Annotated in this window: 14 protein-coding genes; 4 read left to right on the top strand and 10 right to left on the bottom strand. The window is 37.5% G+C overall.

Features of this window, described 5'->3' with window-relative positions; translation table 11 throughout:
• Positions 1–76: 76 nt before the first annotated feature.
• The 7 genes from ACE3RB_RS12520 to ACE3RB_RS12490 form a co-directional block, all read right to left on the bottom strand.
• Positions 77–1,495, bottom strand: coding sequence for an L-serine ammonia-lyase (locus ACE3RB_RS12520; protein ID WP_374464513.1), 1,419 nt, complete (start codon positions 1,493–1,495; stop codon positions 77–79).
• 100 nt (positions 1,496–1,595) lie between these two features.
• Positions 1,596–2,939 (bottom strand): ammonium transporter, encoded by a 1,344-nt coding sequence (locus ACE3RB_RS12515; protein ID WP_374464512.1) that lies wholly within the window; start codon positions 2,937–2,939, stop codon positions 1,596–1,598.
• A 102-nt stretch (positions 2,940–3,041) separates the two neighbouring features.
• Positions 3,042–3,689, bottom strand: a complete 648-nt coding sequence (locus ACE3RB_RS12510) for an alpha/beta hydrolase (protein ID WP_374464511.1) — start codon at positions 3,687–3,689, stop codon at positions 3,042–3,044.
• A 108-nt stretch (positions 3,690–3,797) separates the two neighbouring features.
• A complete protein-coding gene (locus ACE3RB_RS12505) occupies positions 3,798–4,424 on the bottom strand; it encodes a YceI family protein (protein WP_374464510.1) in 627 nt (208 codons plus the stop codon).
• 78 nt (positions 4,425–4,502) lie between these two features.
• Positions 4,503–5,069: a YceI family protein gene (locus ACE3RB_RS12500; protein ID WP_142725928.1), complete on the bottom strand. Its 567-nt coding sequence runs from the start codon at positions 5,067–5,069 to the stop codon at positions 4,503–4,505.
• A 143-nt stretch (positions 5,070–5,212) separates the two neighbouring features.
• Entirely contained in the window at positions 5,213–6,262 is a 1,050-nt protein-coding gene (locus ACE3RB_RS12495) for a glucokinase (RefSeq protein WP_374464509.1), read from the bottom strand.
• 116 nt (positions 6,263–6,378) lie between these two features.
• Entirely contained in the window at positions 6,379–6,942 is a 564-nt protein-coding gene (locus ACE3RB_RS12490; protein WP_332389061.1) for a hypothetical protein, read from the bottom strand.
• Between the two features lie 343 nt (positions 6,943–7,285).
• Between ACE3RB_RS12490 and ACE3RB_RS12485 the strand changes: the two genes are divergently transcribed.
• Positions 7,286–8,668 carry a DUF1800 family protein gene (locus ACE3RB_RS12485; protein ID WP_374464508.1) on the top strand — a complete coding sequence of 461 codons (1,383 nt, stop codon included), beginning with the start codon at positions 7,286–7,288 and terminating at the stop codon, positions 8,666–8,668.
• A 168-nt stretch (positions 8,669–8,836) separates the two neighbouring features.
• Positions 8,837–10,021: a DUF1501 domain-containing protein gene (locus ACE3RB_RS12480; RefSeq protein WP_374464507.1), complete on the top strand. Its 1,185-nt coding sequence runs from the start codon at positions 8,837–8,839 to the stop codon at positions 10,019–10,021.
• Positions 10,022–10,418: 397 nt separating this feature from the next.
• Here ACE3RB_RS12480 and ACE3RB_RS12475 read toward each other — a convergent pair whose 3' ends face one another.
• The 3 genes from ACE3RB_RS12475 to ACE3RB_RS12465 form a co-directional block, all read right to left on the bottom strand.
• On the bottom strand, positions 10,419–10,556 hold the full coding sequence (locus tag ACE3RB_RS12475) for a hypothetical protein (RefSeq protein WP_002980888.1): 138 nt from the start codon (positions 10,554–10,556) through the stop codon (positions 10,419–10,421).
• Between the two features lie 103 nt (positions 10,557–10,659).
• Positions 10,660–11,679: a helix-turn-helix transcriptional regulator gene (locus ACE3RB_RS12470; RefSeq protein ID WP_374464506.1), complete on the bottom strand. Its 1,020-nt coding sequence runs from the start codon at positions 11,677–11,679 to the stop codon at positions 10,660–10,662.
• A gap of 63 nt (positions 11,680–11,742) precedes the next feature.
• Complete coding sequence (locus tag ACE3RB_RS12465; RefSeq protein ID WP_374464505.1) at positions 11,743–12,078, bottom strand: HopJ type III effector protein; 336 nt, start codon at positions 12,076–12,078, stop codon at positions 11,743–11,745.
• A 737-nt stretch (positions 12,079–12,815) separates the two neighbouring features.
• Here ACE3RB_RS12465 and ACE3RB_RS12460 point away from each other — a divergent pair.
• Positions 12,816–13,616 carry an RtcB family protein gene (locus ACE3RB_RS12460; RefSeq protein ID WP_374464532.1) on the top strand — a complete coding sequence of 267 codons (801 nt, stop codon included), beginning with the start codon at positions 12,816–12,818 and terminating at the stop codon, positions 13,614–13,616.
• A 423-nt stretch (positions 13,617–14,039) separates the two neighbouring features.
• On the top strand, positions 14,040–15,794 hold the full coding sequence (locus ACE3RB_RS12455) for a hypothetical protein (RefSeq protein ID WP_374464504.1): 1,755 nt from the start codon (positions 14,040–14,042) through the stop codon (positions 15,792–15,794).
• Positions 15,795–15,861: the final 67 nt, after the last annotated feature.

Genomic DNA, 15,861 nt, shown 5'->3' with positions numbered 1-15,861 from the left:
TTACTTTTATTTTATTAAGAAACCCTTAGCCAGAAATGCCTAAGGGTTTTATATTTTGAAATAAATAAGCTTTCTATTAACATTCCGGAACATTGACTGCAATTGCAAGTCCGCCTTCTGAAGTTTCTTTAAAACGGTCACTCATCGACTGAGCGGTCTCCCACATGGTCAGAATCACTTCATCCAATGTTACTTTTGCTTTCGTAGGATCACTTTCCAATGCAATATTGGCTGCAGTAATCGCTTTCATAGCTCCCATTGTATTTCTTTCAATACATGGAATCTGCACCAGTCCTTTAATTGGATCGCAGGTTAAGCCAAGATGATGCTCCATGGCAATTTCTGCTGCCATCAATACCTGCCCTACACTTCCCCCTAAGATTTCTGTAAGTCCGGCAGCTGCCATTGCAGAGGAAACTCCGATTTCTGCCTGACATCCTCCCATTGCCGCAGAAATAGTCGCATTTTTCTTGAATAACGTCCCGATTTCTCCAGCTACAAGCAGGAATCTTACTATATCATCCTCAGAGGTAAACGGAGTAAATGCCTGAGCATACATCAATACTGCCGGAATAACTCCACTCGCTCCGTTGGTAGGAGCCGTGATAATTCTTCCGAAACTTGCATTCTCTTCATTCACTGCCAGGGCAAAGCAGGCAATCCATTTGTTGATATTCGTGAAGTTCTCTTCAGCATCTACCACCTGCTGGAACCATTCGTCTTTATTTTTATAGATTTTATCTCCTAAAAGCTTTCTGTTGATTCCTGCAGCTCTTCGGGAAACATTCAGTCCACCCGGAAGAACTCCTTCCTTATTCACCCCTTTATAAATACATTCTTTAATCTGCTGCCAGATATAAAGCGCTTCCTTTCTCGTTTCTTCCTGAGTTCTCCAGCTTTCTTCGTTGATCAGAATCAGATCAGACATTTTATTAAGTCCAAGTTTCTCACAGTATTTTGCGATATCAGAAGCTTTATGACAAGGGTATAATGTACGTACACACTGCTTTTGGATAGAATTTTTTTCCTGGCTGGCTATGAAACCGCCTCCTACAGAATAAAAATCCTGCACAAGCTCTGTCCCATCCTCAAAAACAGCTCTGAAGATCATTCCGTTCGGATGAAAATCAAGGCTTTTTTTCATATTTAAAACCAAATGGTGCCCGTAGATAAACGGAATTACCTTTTCACCACCAAGGTTAATGGTTTGAGTACTTTTAATATAGTTTATTTTCTCATCAATTTTTGAAGTATTGATCGTTTTAAAATCCTCCCCGTTCAAACCAAGCATTCCCGCAATATCAGTTCCATGCCCGATCCCCGTTTTTGCGAGTGAGCCAAAAAATTCAAGAAAAACCTCTTTTACTTCTTCTATTGATCTTTCTCTTTTTATAATCCTGATAAATGCAGCAGCGGCATTCCAGGGTCCCATTGTGTGCGAACTGGACGGGCCAATTCCTACTTTAATAATTTCAAAAACCGATATTGATTCCATAAATGATTCGTCATTTTCCTCAAAAACAAAGATACATGATAAATCCCAAAATCAACCTTCAAATCTTTAATGAAATTGACATCTGAATAGAATATAAAAGCTACTGCAGGCATTCCTCATGCTGGGAAAGATCAAGGCCTTTATTTTCAGACTCTTCGGAAACCCTGAGAGTGATCATAGCGTTCGTAATTTTATACAAAAGCAGCGAACCAAAGAAAGTGAAAACAGAAACAAGAACCAGGGCAGCCATATGATGAAGAAAGACCTCAATTCCGCCATGAAGCAGACTTGCCTTTTCACCATGGGCAAAAACAGCAGTAAGAATCATCCCCATAATTCCTCCTACTCCATGACAGGCAAAGACATCCAGCGTATCATCTACTTTTTTTAAGGCCTTCCAGTTAACCATTATATTAGAAACTATTGCTGTGATAAATCCGATAAAAAGACTTTCCTGAATGCTTACAAAACCACATCCGGGAGTAATCGCCACAAGCCCTACTACAGCTCCTATACAGGCTCCCAAAGCAGAAACACTTCTTCCATTGATTCTGTCAAAAAAAATCCATGTCATCATTGCTGAAGCAGAGGCAATAGTAGTTGTACCAAAAGCTGTTGCGGCAGAAGCAGAAGCGCTTAATGCTGAACCTGCATTAAATCCGAACCATCCGAACCATAACATTCCGGTCCCCAGCAGTACGTAAGGAATATTGGAAGGCTCATGGTGAGGATTTTTTCTGTTTCCAACCACCATAGCGCCTGCAAGGGCTGCAAAGCCTGCGCTCATATGCACTACTGTTCCACCGGCAAAATCTTTCACCCCGAAATATTTGTTTAAAAGACCATCAGGATGCCATACCATATGGCAAAGCGGTGTATAGATGAAAATGCTGAAAAGAACAATAAATAATAAATAGGAAATAAAACGAACCCTCTCTGCAAAAGATCCGGTGATGATGGCAGGAGTAATTACTGCAAATTTCATCTGAAACAGGGCAAAGAGAATAAAAGGTATGGTGGGAGCCATTATTTTATGCGGCAGATTCCCTACTCCACAGAAAAACGGATAGCTTAACGGATTTCCGATAATACCGTAATGCTTTCCGTCAATGGTAATCCCCAATGAATTTCCAAAAGATAAGGAAAAGCCTACAACCACCCATACCAAAGAGATAACGCCCAGAGCAATAAAGCTCTGCAGCATGGTAGAAATCACATTTTTCCTGCCAACCATTCCTCCATAAAAGAAAGACAGACCCGGTGTCATCAGCAGAACAAGCCCTGCAGCTGCCAGAATCCAGGCAACATCCGCACCTACGATTTTATCCTCACTTAAAAATTCTCCTGTATCAGGAATATCGGCAACCGGATTCCAGAATAAACCTCCTATTGCAACCAGTGTGATGACAGAAAATGAAACGATCCACTTCAATCCTACTTTCATAAAATTTATATTTAACCCTATCAAATTTAAACATAAATTTCATAAAAATGATATTTTTAATCAAACACCCCTATAAAAAATACTATTTATAAGATAATATTCCTAATTTTCACAAAAGACTTCTTTCAATATTTTGGAAACTTCTTTAGATTTGGTAGCCGGAAAAAGATGGGTACCTCCCTTCACTACATAATCGGGTTTAGAGTAACGGATGGGAAAAACGATATCTTTATCTCCTAATATCTGAATTACATCGGGGTTTTCTTCAAACTTCCATTCAGCCACTTTTTCTACAGACCATTTCAGGTAATAAGGATCCCTTACTTTAAAATATTGCAGAAGTTTTGGATTTTTAGGATCAAAAAGTTTCCTGATAACAGCATATACATTGGCAGCCCTGTCATTGAATAGCCCTACAGGTAATATTCTTGGGATTTTGGTAACCTCTCCCGTCCTTATAAATCTGGATTTTTCTTTATCGGATTTTATGCTTCCAAGGATTACTACCTTCTCCGCAGGTTTCAATTTATTGATTTCCTGCACAATAATTCCTCCAAAAGAATAGCCCAGAAGACAGAATGGCTCTGAATCATCTATTTTCTCCGCCATTCTTTTAACGTAAGCATCGAAGGGCTCATTTTTTTCGGGGATGAGCCAGTCTATAAAAATCAGTTCACAGTGTTTGGGAAATTCTATTCTTTCAAGGACCTTGAAGTCTGCTCCCAGACCGCTTACGATATAAATTTTCATACCACTAATTTATAAAAAATACGAAAACAAAGAAATGCCCTCTTGATTTAACAGCACTAAAAAAGAGCAGCTCCTTAGAACTGCTCTTCTGTATCAATAGAATATATTTTACTTTTTCTTTTTCGGAACTCTGTTCTCGTTATCCAGCATTTCTGTAGAAACTTTGAACTGAATATCCATTTCGTTCTTGATGAAATAGTCTTTCAGTGAAGACTGATAGAATACTTTAAAGTCTCTTCTGTTCAGAGAGAACTTGGCAGATTCAATAGATGTGGTAAACTGAGTAACGTATACATTCGCAGGGAAGGAGATTGTTTTTCTCACTCCTTTAAGGGTAAGATCACCATATACTGTAGAATTGTATTCACTGTTTGCTAAAGGGATGATTTTAGTCAAATGGAACTTTGCAATAGGGAATTTTTTCACTTCAAAGAAGTTCGAGCTTTTCAGATCATTAGTAAGCTTGATCTGATCTTCATCTGAAACATCTCCTGCCATCAGGCTTCTCATATCAATTATAAATTCTCCGTCTACAAGAACCGTATGGTCAAAGTTGAGTTTTCCGCTTTTTAGCTTCACTGTTCCTGAGTGGGAAGTTTCCTGGGTTTTTACCACCTTATACCCCCACCATCTGATCTCTGATGAAGTCACTTTTGAAACCTTATCAAATTTCTTTTGGGCAGAAACAAATGTTATGCTTGCGCACACCATAGCAAACAATAGTAATCTTTTCATTCTTTTTTATTTACAATTCAACAAAAATAAAAAAAAGTGTAGAACTTCTACACTTTTAATAATCTTTTTTTGATTAATTTATTGAGCAGTTACCTTTACAAGCATATCAATATCATCTTTCACAAAAACATCCTGCATGGTAGACTTGTAGGCAACATCAAATTTCTGTCTGTCGAAAGAGAATTTGTTGGATACTAAACTTACTACTCCTTTGCTGTAAGAAATTTTAGCAGGGAAAGAAATAGGGTTTGTTTTTCCTTTTACAGTAAGGTTTCCTGTTACAAGAGAGTTGTAGATTTTGTCGTTGTTTTTCTTTACTCCTGTAATTTTGAAAGTTGCTGTAGGGAATTTTTCAACCTCAAAGAAGTCACCATTCTTAAGGTGTCCGTTTAATTTTTGCTGATATTCTCCTGTAAGGTCAGTAGAGCTGATGGAAGTCATATCCAATACGAAGCTTCCTCCTACCAATTGGTTTCCTTTCATTACCATATCACCAGACTTTACTTTTACAGTACCGTCATGAGAGCTGGCCTCAGATTTTGCTACTTTGTATCCCCACCAGTGTACATCAGACGCTACTACTTTTTTTGACTGTCCGAAAGCTAAACCACCAGCTAAAACTGCTAATAAAAATATTTTTTTCATTGAATAGAGTTATTTACTTATTTAACGATACAAATGTAGGTATCTTCTTCAATAGATTTCATTGATGTATATCAATAAATTTTATTATTTTCATGAATAATATCATCCCATAAAAAAACTCCGAATTTTTTCGGAGCCTTTATTTATACCTGATAGTACGCTGTATAAAGCGCTATACCATTTAGTGCCGTATGATTTTGCTTGATCAGATAAATAGGGATATTTTTAAGCATTTCTTCCATTTTGTCACTGATCTTGAATTTTTCATAGAATTTTCCTTTGTCAATATACTCTCTTACAGTCTGTGCAATATCTCCGGCAATAAACAATCCTCCGGTAGCTTTCAGCTTTAATGTAAGGTTATTCGCTTCTCTTGCCAGGAATTCAAGGAAAGTATCCAAAGCTATTCTGCAGATAAGTACATTTTCTTCCACAGCTGCTTTATACAATTCTTCCACGAAGTTTCCCTGTGCAAGGCGTTCTCCCAGCCATTCCGGCTCAGGATGTCTTTTCACATCTCTCAGGAATCTGTAAATATTGAATAATCCTGACTTTGAAAGTACGTTTTCCCAGCTTACAATACCATAGATATTATTTAGAAACTGGTAAAACTCAACTTCTACGTTGGTTCTTGGTGAAAACTCTGAGTGTCCGCCTTCTGTTGCGAAAGGTCTCAGGTATTTTCCGTCAAAGAAATATCCGGCTTCACCCAATCCGTTTCCGGGAGCAAGAACGGCTACATTTCCTTTTTCAAGGTGTCCGCTGGTGTAGATGGCTTCAAGATCGTTATCTTCCAACAGAGACATTCCGTAAGCAGAAGCTTCAAGGTCATTCAGCATGTCTACTTTTTCAAACCCGAAATCGCGGGCATATTCAGCAACATCCAAATGCCATCCCAATCTTGCAGGACTGCTCTTCCCGTCCAATACAGGACCTGGTACGGCCATTCCCAGACGTTTTACATTTTGCAATTGATTATCCTGGATAAACTTCTTCAGAATATCTGAAAAAGAAGAATATTCCTTGGTTGCATATGTATTTTCTAATTTTATCTCAAGACCTCCGTTCCCGGAAACGAAATAGCCTAAGATTGTTATATCTTCACGGAGGCTTGCTCCAATGATAGAAACATTATCATTATTACTGTTCTCTACTCCTGGTAAATAAAGTGGAAATTTTGGATTCAGAATCATAACCTCAAATTTTACCAAATATAATAATTGTTTTTGTAAATCCTGCACAGAACAAAAAAACCTTTCCACTTTCGTGAAAAGGTTTTGGTTAATAATTGTTTATATATTAAATCTAACTACTTTCCTAATGGAATATTGTAACCGAATCCTACTCCGATATTCCCCACATTATAATCCTGACCTGGCAAATCTCCTTTTGTTCCTACAAAAACCTTTTGGTATTGTACAAAGAAGTTCCAGTCTCTGTTGTGATATCCGATCTCCGGTTTAAGGTAAAAACCTCCGTCTGCTCTTTCAACATTGGTATTTGATGCCACTGCTTTATCCCCAACCAGGAAACCATATCCTAAGTCTGTCCCGAAATAGAAACCGGTTTGTTTTGGATAAATTCTGATTAAAGCAGCTACAGGAATTACTCCCACATCATTATTTTTATATCCGTTATTGTCTTTTCCAAAATAGTGAGTATATCCTGATGCAATACCTAGCCCAAACCCTGGTGTAATCAGGTTCTGATAAGATACATCCACTCCTACTGCAGCGGAAAGATTATCTGCGGGAACTGCTAAACCAACATTCGCACCTACTTTGATCATATTGTTCATTTGAGCACTTTGGGCGCTTGCTATACCTGCTGTTAAAATACCAGCCAGTACTATTGCTTGTTTAAACATTTTCATAACTCTAATTTTTAAATTTTACTAAACAAGAGGATGTAAAAATCATGCCAAGCAAGGCTTTTTCTTTGATTTTAACAGTCAAACAAAATGTAAAACAATGAATATCAACTCATTAATTTTAACAAAATTTAAATGTTTGTTTAACAAAAATTATCAAAAAAATGATCCCGAAAAGTGAATTAAAGAAAAGAAAGATGGAAGATGGAGGCTGGAAGTAATATTCTAAAACCAATTCTATTTTATCCACATTAATAGCTTCCAGCCCACATAACAATATTAACAATCCTTAACCCGTTACTATTTTAACCTTTTTCTTTGAAATACATCAAAAAATAAATTCTCCATGATGGCTGATTCATTAATAAAAAACAAACATCTTCTCTGGCGTGCGGGTTTTGGTGTGGGTATTAATCAAATTGATGATTTGAAAAATAAAAACATTAAAACGATAATCAATGAATTATTTAAAGAAGACAGCTTTAGTGAGATTACCTATGATGCTCCTGACCCTGATTTGGCTGCGGACTACATGAACAGCACAGCTCCTGCTGAAAAGAAAAAAGAAATGCAGCGTATCAACAGGGAACAAAACAATGAGCTGAACCTGAATTTTCTGAATACCATCGTCAACAGCAAAGAGCAGATGAGGGAAAAGATGGCGTTTTTCTGGCACGGGCATTTCGCCTCAAGAGTGATCAACCCGAAGTTCAACAGACAGCTTTTAAACACTATCAGGAAGAATGCACTGGGAAATTTCAAAGATCTGCTTTTTGAGGTAAGTCAGTCACCGGCCATGCTTAATTTTCTTAACAACCAGCAGAATAAAAAGGATCATCCCAATGAGAATTTCGCCCGCGAAGTCATGGAGCTTTTTACCATGGGAAGAGGCAATTATACCGAACATGACGTGAGAGAAGGTGCCAGGGCATTCACAGGATGGAGTTATGATAAGGAAGGCAATTTCAAAGAAAGAAAAAATCTTCATGATGAAGGCAGCAAAACTTTTCTGGGAAAAACAGGCAACTTTGATGGAAATGACATCCTCAATATTATTCTGGAACAGAAGGCTACTGCACAGTTCATTACCACAAAGATTTATAAATTCTTTGTTAATGAAAAGCCAGATCGGGATATTGTAAACAAACTCAGTACGAATTTTTACAATTCAGGATATGATATTAAAAAACTGATGACTGAGATATTTTCCAGCACATGGTTTTATGATCAGAAGAATATCGGTAACCGGATAAAATCTCCGATAGAACTGATGGCTGGTATTATGCGTATTCTTCCGATGCATATTCAGAATCCCGAAAACCTTATCGTGTACCAGAAATTACTGGGTCAGATGCTTCTTTATCCGCCTAATGTCGCAGGATGGCCCAACGGAAAATCCTGGATCGACAGCTCCACGCTTATGCTGAGACTCCAGATTCCACAGATATGGTCCGGACTCCGCCCTTTAGAATACAGCCCCCGCCAGGATGATGATATCGATATGGGAATGAAATCCCGTGAAACAGCTTTGAACAAAAGCTTTAAAAATCCCAACATTACCATCGACTGGGATAGGATTGAGAAAATTTTTGCTGATAAAAACTGTGAAGACTATCTTTTGCAGAATACTCAGAGCCTCGATATGAACTCCGTAAAGAATTTCTCTGACAAGAGTATCAAAATGAATGTCATCAACCTGATGTCTACTCCAGAATACCAGTTAATGTAGGAAGAAGCATTTAGGTTGCAGATAGCAGGTAATAGCTGTCGCAGTATAACTTGGCTGCCCCTGATTTATTTTTTACTGCTATAAAAATAAAATGCGGCCAGCTCTATAACTTACAACCTTCTGCCTGCAACCTATGATCTGCCACCTTAAAACCCTAAAAACAAAATTATGCTAATCAAAAGAAGAGAATTCCTTAAAATAAGTTCGCTGGCTACGGCTTCAATGCTTATGCCTAATTTCTTAAAAGCAATGACACTGGATGAAGCTTTGAATCCCGGTCAGAATATTCTGGTCGTTCTTCAGTTTACAGGTGGAAATGATGGGCTTAATACTATTATTCCGGCTAAAAATGATATTTATTTCAGGGAAAGGAAAACACTGGCTGTTCGGGATTCAATACCTTTAACGGATGAGGCAGGGATTAATCCGTCTCTCTCCTATTTTAAAGAGCTTTTTGATAACGGAGAGCTTTCTGTGATGAATAATGTAGGATATCCCAATCCGGACAAATCTCATTTCCGAAGCATGGATATCTGGCAGTCGGCCAGCAGAAGTGATCAGTTTCTGGAAACAGGATGGCTGGGACGTTTCCTGGACGAAGAATGCTACCGCTGCGACCATCCTACCCAGGCTCTTGAGGTGGATGATATGCTAAGCCTTGCCCTGAAAGGGCAAAATAACAAAGCTTTTGCATTTAAAGATCCTAAAAGGCTCTACCAGACGAGTCAGGAAAAATATTTCAAGTCTCTTTATGACCACCATCACGATGATGAAACAGTATCCTATCTTTATCAGACTTTAGGCTCCACCATCAATAATGCCGATTATATTTTTGAAAAAAGTCAAGCTAAAAAGACAGAGCAAATTTATCCGAACTCCCAATTGGGAAAAGACTTTAAGACTGTAGCTTCTTTAATAAAGTCAGATATCAATACTCAGGTTTACTACCTTTCAATCGGAAGTTTTGATACTCATGTGAATCAGAATGACCGGCAGAAAAAACTGTTCAATGATATCAATGAAGCAGTAAAATCTTTTGTTGCCGATATGAAAAGCAATGGACTCTTCAAGAATATCTTACTGATGACATTTTCTGAATTCGGACGCCGCGTAGCTCAGAATGCAAGCAACGGAACGGATCACGGAACAGCCAACCAGATGTTCTTCATCAGCGGAAGCCTTAAGAAGAAGGGACTATTAAATGCACTTCCAGACTTGCAGAATCTGAATGAAGGCGATCTTATCTACAAAGAAGATTTCAGGAAAGTATATGCCACAATTCTGAAAAACTGGCTAAAGGCAGACTCTTCCAAAGTATTGGGATGGAAAGACGGGATTTATGATTTTGTGTAGAAGAACCGCAAAAGTCACAAAAGCTTTTTTAAACGCTTAAGCTGTTTTTAGATATTTCTAAATGCTTGAGAAGTACACTTAAGTTTTTTGAAATCTTACATTTATAATAAATAATTTAGATTCCTACGGAATGACATACTGTGTGAATAGGCCATCATTACAATTGTGTCATTCCGGAGGAACCAGTCACAATCTCACAAAAAATTACAATTCTGACCAATATCTCGACTGAAACGTAAGAATTCCCCTCCTCTGGAGGGGTGGCAAAAATTCATAGAATTTTTGACGGGGTGGTTCTCAGCGTTCATCAAAAAAGTCCATTAACAATAAAAAAAAGAGACTGTACCTAGTTCTGACAGTCTCTTTTCAATAATTTTAAATTTTAACTACTTTACGTTTAAGCCGTAATCTGCTTTGGTTCTTTTTCTTTCTGATCTTCTTTTTTATCAAGTTTTTCAGATATTTTTTTAACAATATATTCTATTGCTATGGGTGCTATGATTGCAATTAATGCTTTAAATATTCTTGATTTCATACATATAATTTTGTGATTATAAATAATGCAATTTCCAAGCCAAGATGGAATAAAGAAACAAATACCTCTTTATAACCTACTGATAATAAAATATTTAAATCAATCAGATTTCTTCAGGGATGATCAGGTTCTGATAATTTTTATGTCCGGCACTGAACTTTTCCTCCATTTTCAGCCGTAGTTTCTTTGGCTTATGTACAATCAGAGAATCTCCGAACCCTAATAACAGTCTTTCCAGCTCAAAATTGATCTGGACACAGATTTTAAAAAGTGTACCCTCATGGTCTTCCCTGATAATCTCCTGACTTTTATGCAGCGGCTTGGTTTTCACATACGGTGCATTTCCTGCATCTACCCAGAAGATCACATTTCTCGGATCCATTGATTCTGATACGGTAACGCCTACAATATCTTTGAAATATTCATCCCCATCCAGGTCCTTATCAATATACTGAACACTGTCATCCACTTCAATACTTTCCATTCTGTCCAGTGCAAGATTGTACATTTTCTGTTTGTAAAGACAGATCAGGAACCAACGATTGTTAAATTCCTTCAGCAGCTGCGGATGTACCGTATATATATTGGATTCTCTTGCGGTAAAGCTTTTGTAAAGAATCTTCAAAACCTTTTTATTAGCAATACTTTCGTACAGAATATCAATATGTTCCAAACCTTTCAGCTGTTCATTTTTATCCAGATGAATAATTGATTTCTGGCTGGTTGCATGAATAGAGTCTTCCAGTTTCTGAATGACCCCGTTCATCTCTTTGAACATGGAGAAGTCTTTAAACTGTTTCAGGATCTGAACTGCATTATTCATCGCTTTCAGGTCACTTTCATTCACCGAAATATTATGAATACTGTATTCAGGATCACTGTAACGGTAGTATTTTCTTTCGTAAACCTCAATAGGAGCCTCATATCCGAATTTTTCACTCCGCATATTCTGAAGATCCAGCTGAACTGTACGTTTACTTACATAGGATTCTTTCCCTTCAAATTCAAACAATGCTTCCGAACATTCATCAATGAGATCCTCCAGCGTATATTTCCTGTATTTGTTTTTAAGACATTTATCTAATGTTTTATACCGGATCAGAGCATTTTTATTGGATGACATACCTTAGTGTTTAATGATTGGTGTTTTTAAATGAAATTTGCTTTTTTCTGCTCTTTCTTAAAATTATTTTTCTTTTAAAGCATTGTCATCAAAGGTAATTCCATCCCAGCCGAATTTCATAAAGTTCCGGATATTCTGATGATCAGTTCCTTCAGGATTTTTCAGAACATCTTCTCTGTAGAACTCACCAAAAAGCCAAAGGGTTTCTTCTTTTGTAAGATCCTGCATACTGGCAAAGCTGAACACTTTACAAGAACCATTGTTCTGCCCCGCCTGGTTGGTGGTATCACCATTTTGAAAAGCAGTAGGTGTAAACTCATAATGTTCGTCAATATAAGCGATAACATCATTAAACTGAATAGTTTCAGGGAAATGTTTTAATTGTTCTAATAGTACCATAGATATCGGTTTATTATTTATATTTATTTCAGACAGATTTCCGCCCTGGATGATCTGCTTTTTTTATTTTTTGTAAAAATAATTAAAATTTCTTTATCTACGCAAAAACATTGCGCAATAAGGTTATTACTTTGCATCATCAAAATGAAACAACAATGGAATTTAATGGAAATCATTTAATCGAATTAGGATATAGACCTGCAAAATGGTTTAAAGATGCCATTAGCTATATCAATGAGAATAAACTGGATGAACAGCAGATCACAGAATATCTGGTACAGTTCACACAGCCGGAACTTATTCCGCTTCATGAGACAGCTAAAGATTTTATGATCAACATCCGGGCTGAGCATGAAAGTGAGAATGATAATGTAGATAAAGTAATCAAAACAATGAATGTTCTGATGAAAACCCCTACTCTGATTGGCGGAGCTTTAATGCCGGATGCCTGCCCTACTGGTCCTGAAGGTCAGATTCCGGTAGGTGGCGTGGTGATTGCCCAAAATGCCATTCACCCGGGATTCCATAGCGCTGATATCTGCTGTTCTGTGATGCTTACGGATTTTGGAAAAGCCAACCCTAAAGATGTTCTGGATGCTGCGCATTCTGTAACACACTTCGGGTATGGAGGAAGACCAAGAGGAGAACAAATGCCGATGTCTCAGGAACTGATGGATGCTTTCAGAGAAAATGATTTCTTAAATGATGAAAAGCTGATCAGCATTGCCCGTTCTCATATGGGAACCCAGGGAGACGGGAATCATTTCCTTTTTGTCGGAATTTCCAAAAATACGGGAAATACCATGATGGTAACCCATCACGGATCAAGAGCTCCGGGAGCTGCCTTGTATGATAAGGGAATGAAGGTGGCCAACCGTTTCAGACAGGAAATTTCTCCTGAAACATTGAGAGAAAATGCCTGGATTCCTTATGATACAGATGAAGGTAAATCCTATTGGGAAGCACTTCAGCTGATCAGACAATGGACAAAAGAAAACCATACTTCTATCCATGATGCTGTTCTGAACAAGCTTGAAATGGAAAAGGAAAACAGATACTGGAACGAAAATAATTTCGTTTTCAAGGATGGAGACCTGTTCTACCATGCCAAAGGAGCGACTCCGCTGGATGATAAGTTCATGCCTGATATTACAGGACCAAGACTGATCCCATTGAATATGGCTGAACCGGTACTGATTGTTCAGGGAACAACCAACGAAAGAAACTTAGGTTTTGCACCGCATGGAGCAGGAAGAAACTTCAGCAGAAGCCAGCATAAAAAGTCTCTGGCTCATAAAACGACTGAGGAAATCTTCAATGAGGAAACCGCTGGATTGGATATTCGTTTCTATTCTAATGAAATTGATATTTCTGAACTTCCAAGCGCTTATAAAAGTGCCAAGAATGTAAGAGCACAGATTGAAGAGTACGGACTTTGTGAAGTTCTGGATGAAGTAATGCCTTACGGATGTATCATGGCCGGAGATGTGCAGAAAAATGCACCATGGAAAAAAAAGAAAAAATACAGAAAAGCATAATTTTTTATTAGTAAGATTGTTTAAACTTTATAAAGTCACAAAAGCTTTCATTTTAAAACACTTTAGTCCACTTCAGTAAGTTTAAATGATTCTGGAAAAAAGTTCATATAAGATGAAGCTTAAACGTCTTATTTAAAACGTGCTTACTATTTAAACCTTACGGGTTTTAGAAACCCGTAAGGTTTGAATAAAACAACCCAAATTTGACAGTACTAAAAAGTTATTAAAAAAAATCCAAGGCACAGAAAGTTCCTATAAGGTTAAAATTACTTTCCGCCTTTTTTACACATTATAAGGCAAAGGGAATTCCTATATTTTTTGGATAAATTACTCCCCGCTTTTTATAAACTATAGGTAAAAGGAGTTCCTATACCCTTCACTTTTAATGAATTTACTCCTCACTTATTTTTTAAACTTAAAACAATGAAAACACTACAATTATTCAATGCTGTACTGGCTAAAGAATCGAATGCAAAGCCATTTATTTCCAATGACGGTTTTATCATTGAACCTGATGCTGTTTGGGCAAAAAATGAAATCATATCCTTCTATGCCAAGGAAAAACTGAACGGAAATGACCTGAATAAAACCTTCCATAAATCATGGGAGAAAATAAAGAATACCTCAAGATATGATTTATTGATTGAACAGATCACTCATTATGTTTCGACCTATGGAAGCGATTTTCAGAACGAAATTTATATTCCTGCTGAAATTCTGAATGTCCCGGATATGAAGATGGTTTTTAAAGTCATCAAAGCGTATACTGTGGAAGAAATGCAGGAAAAATGCCTTTCTCTTTTAAGATCAGGAATGGCTTTAAAGGAAGAAACCATTGATGATTTGCTTGATATTCTGCATAACGAACTGGAATATGATTTTACAGGAAAAGAAAATATAAGAAACAAGGAAGCGATCATAAAAATAGCCGACCAGTACGATATTTATCCTGAAAATCCTGTTGAGTTCTTCCGTTACGTTATTTATAAAACAACTAACACAACGCTTTTAATCAAAAATAATGATCTGATTAATCTGATCAAACAGAGTAATTTCAATCCAACCTATTTGTTTGAAAGTTTCGGACTGGAGAAAATGGCAGAAATCTTTAACAGATTCAAACCTTTATTCCTTGCCTATAAAAACAGAGCTCCGAAAGCTATCAATAAAATATCAAAGCTGTCTAAAGTACATCATAAACCACTGATCTCAAATCCGTTGAATGATGCTACCAATACATTGCTGGAAAGCAGCGACTGGCACTGGCTGGAAAATGCAACACCTTTTGCATTGTTCAAAGCATTGTCAGCATGCTATTCAAGAATGTACGGCCAGGATACCTTTGTCTACAGAGTGAGAAACGGAAAATCATGGACTAAAAAAGGGAAGGAAACTTACGTGAATCAGTTCAACTATGATTTTATTCTGGATTTTCTGAAACTGAAGTATGAAAACCTGTCCGGAAAGAAATTCTATTTCCCTGAGAATGTAGAATTTGCATTACCGACCTCTGAAAAGATGTTTGTGGGAAATATTCCTACCGGAACGCGTTTTTATGCTGAGAGACTGGCTGTAGGGGTGTATTGGGAAGACCGTTGGGGTGCCCGTGACCTTGACCTTTCAGGATTGAATATTGCAGGAGAAATAGGTTGGAATGCTGCTTATAATCATGGTGACGGTCAGCTGATGTACTCCGGAGATATGACTTCTGCGCCAAATGGTGCCGTTGAATATCTTTACGCCAATAAAGGGCATTGTGCACCAACACTTGTGATGAGCAACGTTTTCAGTGGAAATCCGGATTCCGGATATAAAATCGTTATCGGAAAAGGAGACAAGATTTCCTACGACTATATGATGAATCCTAATAATCTGTTTGCTGAAGCCAGATGTAACGCTGTCCAGAAGCAAATGATTCTGGGAATGTTGATGACAAAGAACGAAAAGCAATGTTTCGTACTGTTGAATTTCGGAGCAGGTCATTCTCATGTTTCAGGAAATAATCAGGTTTCTGTGATGGCGACAACGGCGTTATACCAACAATGGTATGAAGCAATGTCCTTCAATGAGCTTATAAAAGAGCTTGGAGCCGAGATAACTACAGAAAAGGCGGAAGCTGATTTTGATTTCTCACTGGAAAGCCTGGAAAAAGATAGCTTTATCAGGATTTTTAAATAATTCTTACCACTACCTGAGTATATCGGGTGGCGTTTTTGAGTATCATTTAAAAAATTTAATGCTCTCA

The organism is Chryseobacterium sp. (genome assembly GCF_041914225.1).
Lineage (GTDB): Bacteria > Bacteroidota > Bacteroidia > Flavobacteriales > Weeksellaceae > Chryseobacterium.
The sequence above is the reverse complement of the archived record's forward strand: the minus strand, read 5'-3'. Positions and strand labels throughout refer to the sequence as shown.

Coding starts and splice junctions, on each gene's coding strand:
- ACE3RB_RS12495 (WP_374464509.1), bottom strand. CDS start 6,262: ATGATTCTGAATCCAAAATTTCCACTTTATTTACCAGGAGTAGAGAAC.
- ACE3RB_RS12490 (WP_332389061.1), bottom strand. CDS start 6,942: ATGAAAATGTTTAAACAAGCAATAGTACTGGCTGGTATTTTAACAGCA.
- ACE3RB_RS12515 (WP_374464512.1), bottom strand. CDS start 2,939: ATGAAAGTAGGATTGAAGTGGATCGTTTCATTTTCTGTCATCACACTG.
- ACE3RB_RS12480 (WP_374464507.1), top strand. CDS start 8,837: ATGCTAATCAAAAGAAGAGAATTCCTTAAAATAAGTTCGCTGGCTACG.
- ACE3RB_RS12465 (WP_374464505.1), bottom strand. CDS start 12,078: ATGGTACTATTAGAACAATTAAAACATTTCCCTGAAACTATTCAGTTT.
- ACE3RB_RS12455 (WP_374464504.1), top strand. CDS start 14,040: ATGAAAACACTACAATTATTCAATGCTGTACTGGCTAAAGAATCGAAT.
- ACE3RB_RS12510 (WP_374464511.1), bottom strand. CDS start 3,689: ATGAAAATTTATATCGTAAGCGGTCTGGGAGCAGACTTCAAGGTCCTT.
- ACE3RB_RS12500 (WP_142725928.1), bottom strand. CDS start 5,069: ATGAAAAAAATATTTTTATTAGCAGTTTTAGCTGGTGGTTTAGCTTTC.
- ACE3RB_RS12460 (WP_374464532.1), top strand. CDS start 12,816: ATGGGAACCCAGGGAGACGGGAATCATTTCCTTTTTGTCGGAATTTCC.
- ACE3RB_RS12520 (WP_374464513.1), bottom strand. CDS start 1,495: ATGGAATCAATATCGGTTTTTGAAATTATTAAAGTAGGAATTGGCCCG.
- ACE3RB_RS12470 (WP_374464506.1), bottom strand. CDS start 11,679: ATGTCATCCAATAAAAATGCTCTGATCCGGTATAAAACATTAGATAAA.
- ACE3RB_RS12485 (WP_374464508.1), top strand. CDS start 7,286: ATGATGGCTGATTCATTAATAAAAAACAAACATCTTCTCTGGCGTGCG.
- ACE3RB_RS12505 (WP_374464510.1), bottom strand. CDS start 4,424: ATGAAAAGATTACTATTGTTTGCTATGGTGTGCGCAAGCATAACATTT.
- ACE3RB_RS12475 (WP_002980888.1), bottom strand. CDS start 10,556: ATGAAATCAAGAATATTTAAAGCATTAATTGCAATCATAGCACCCATA.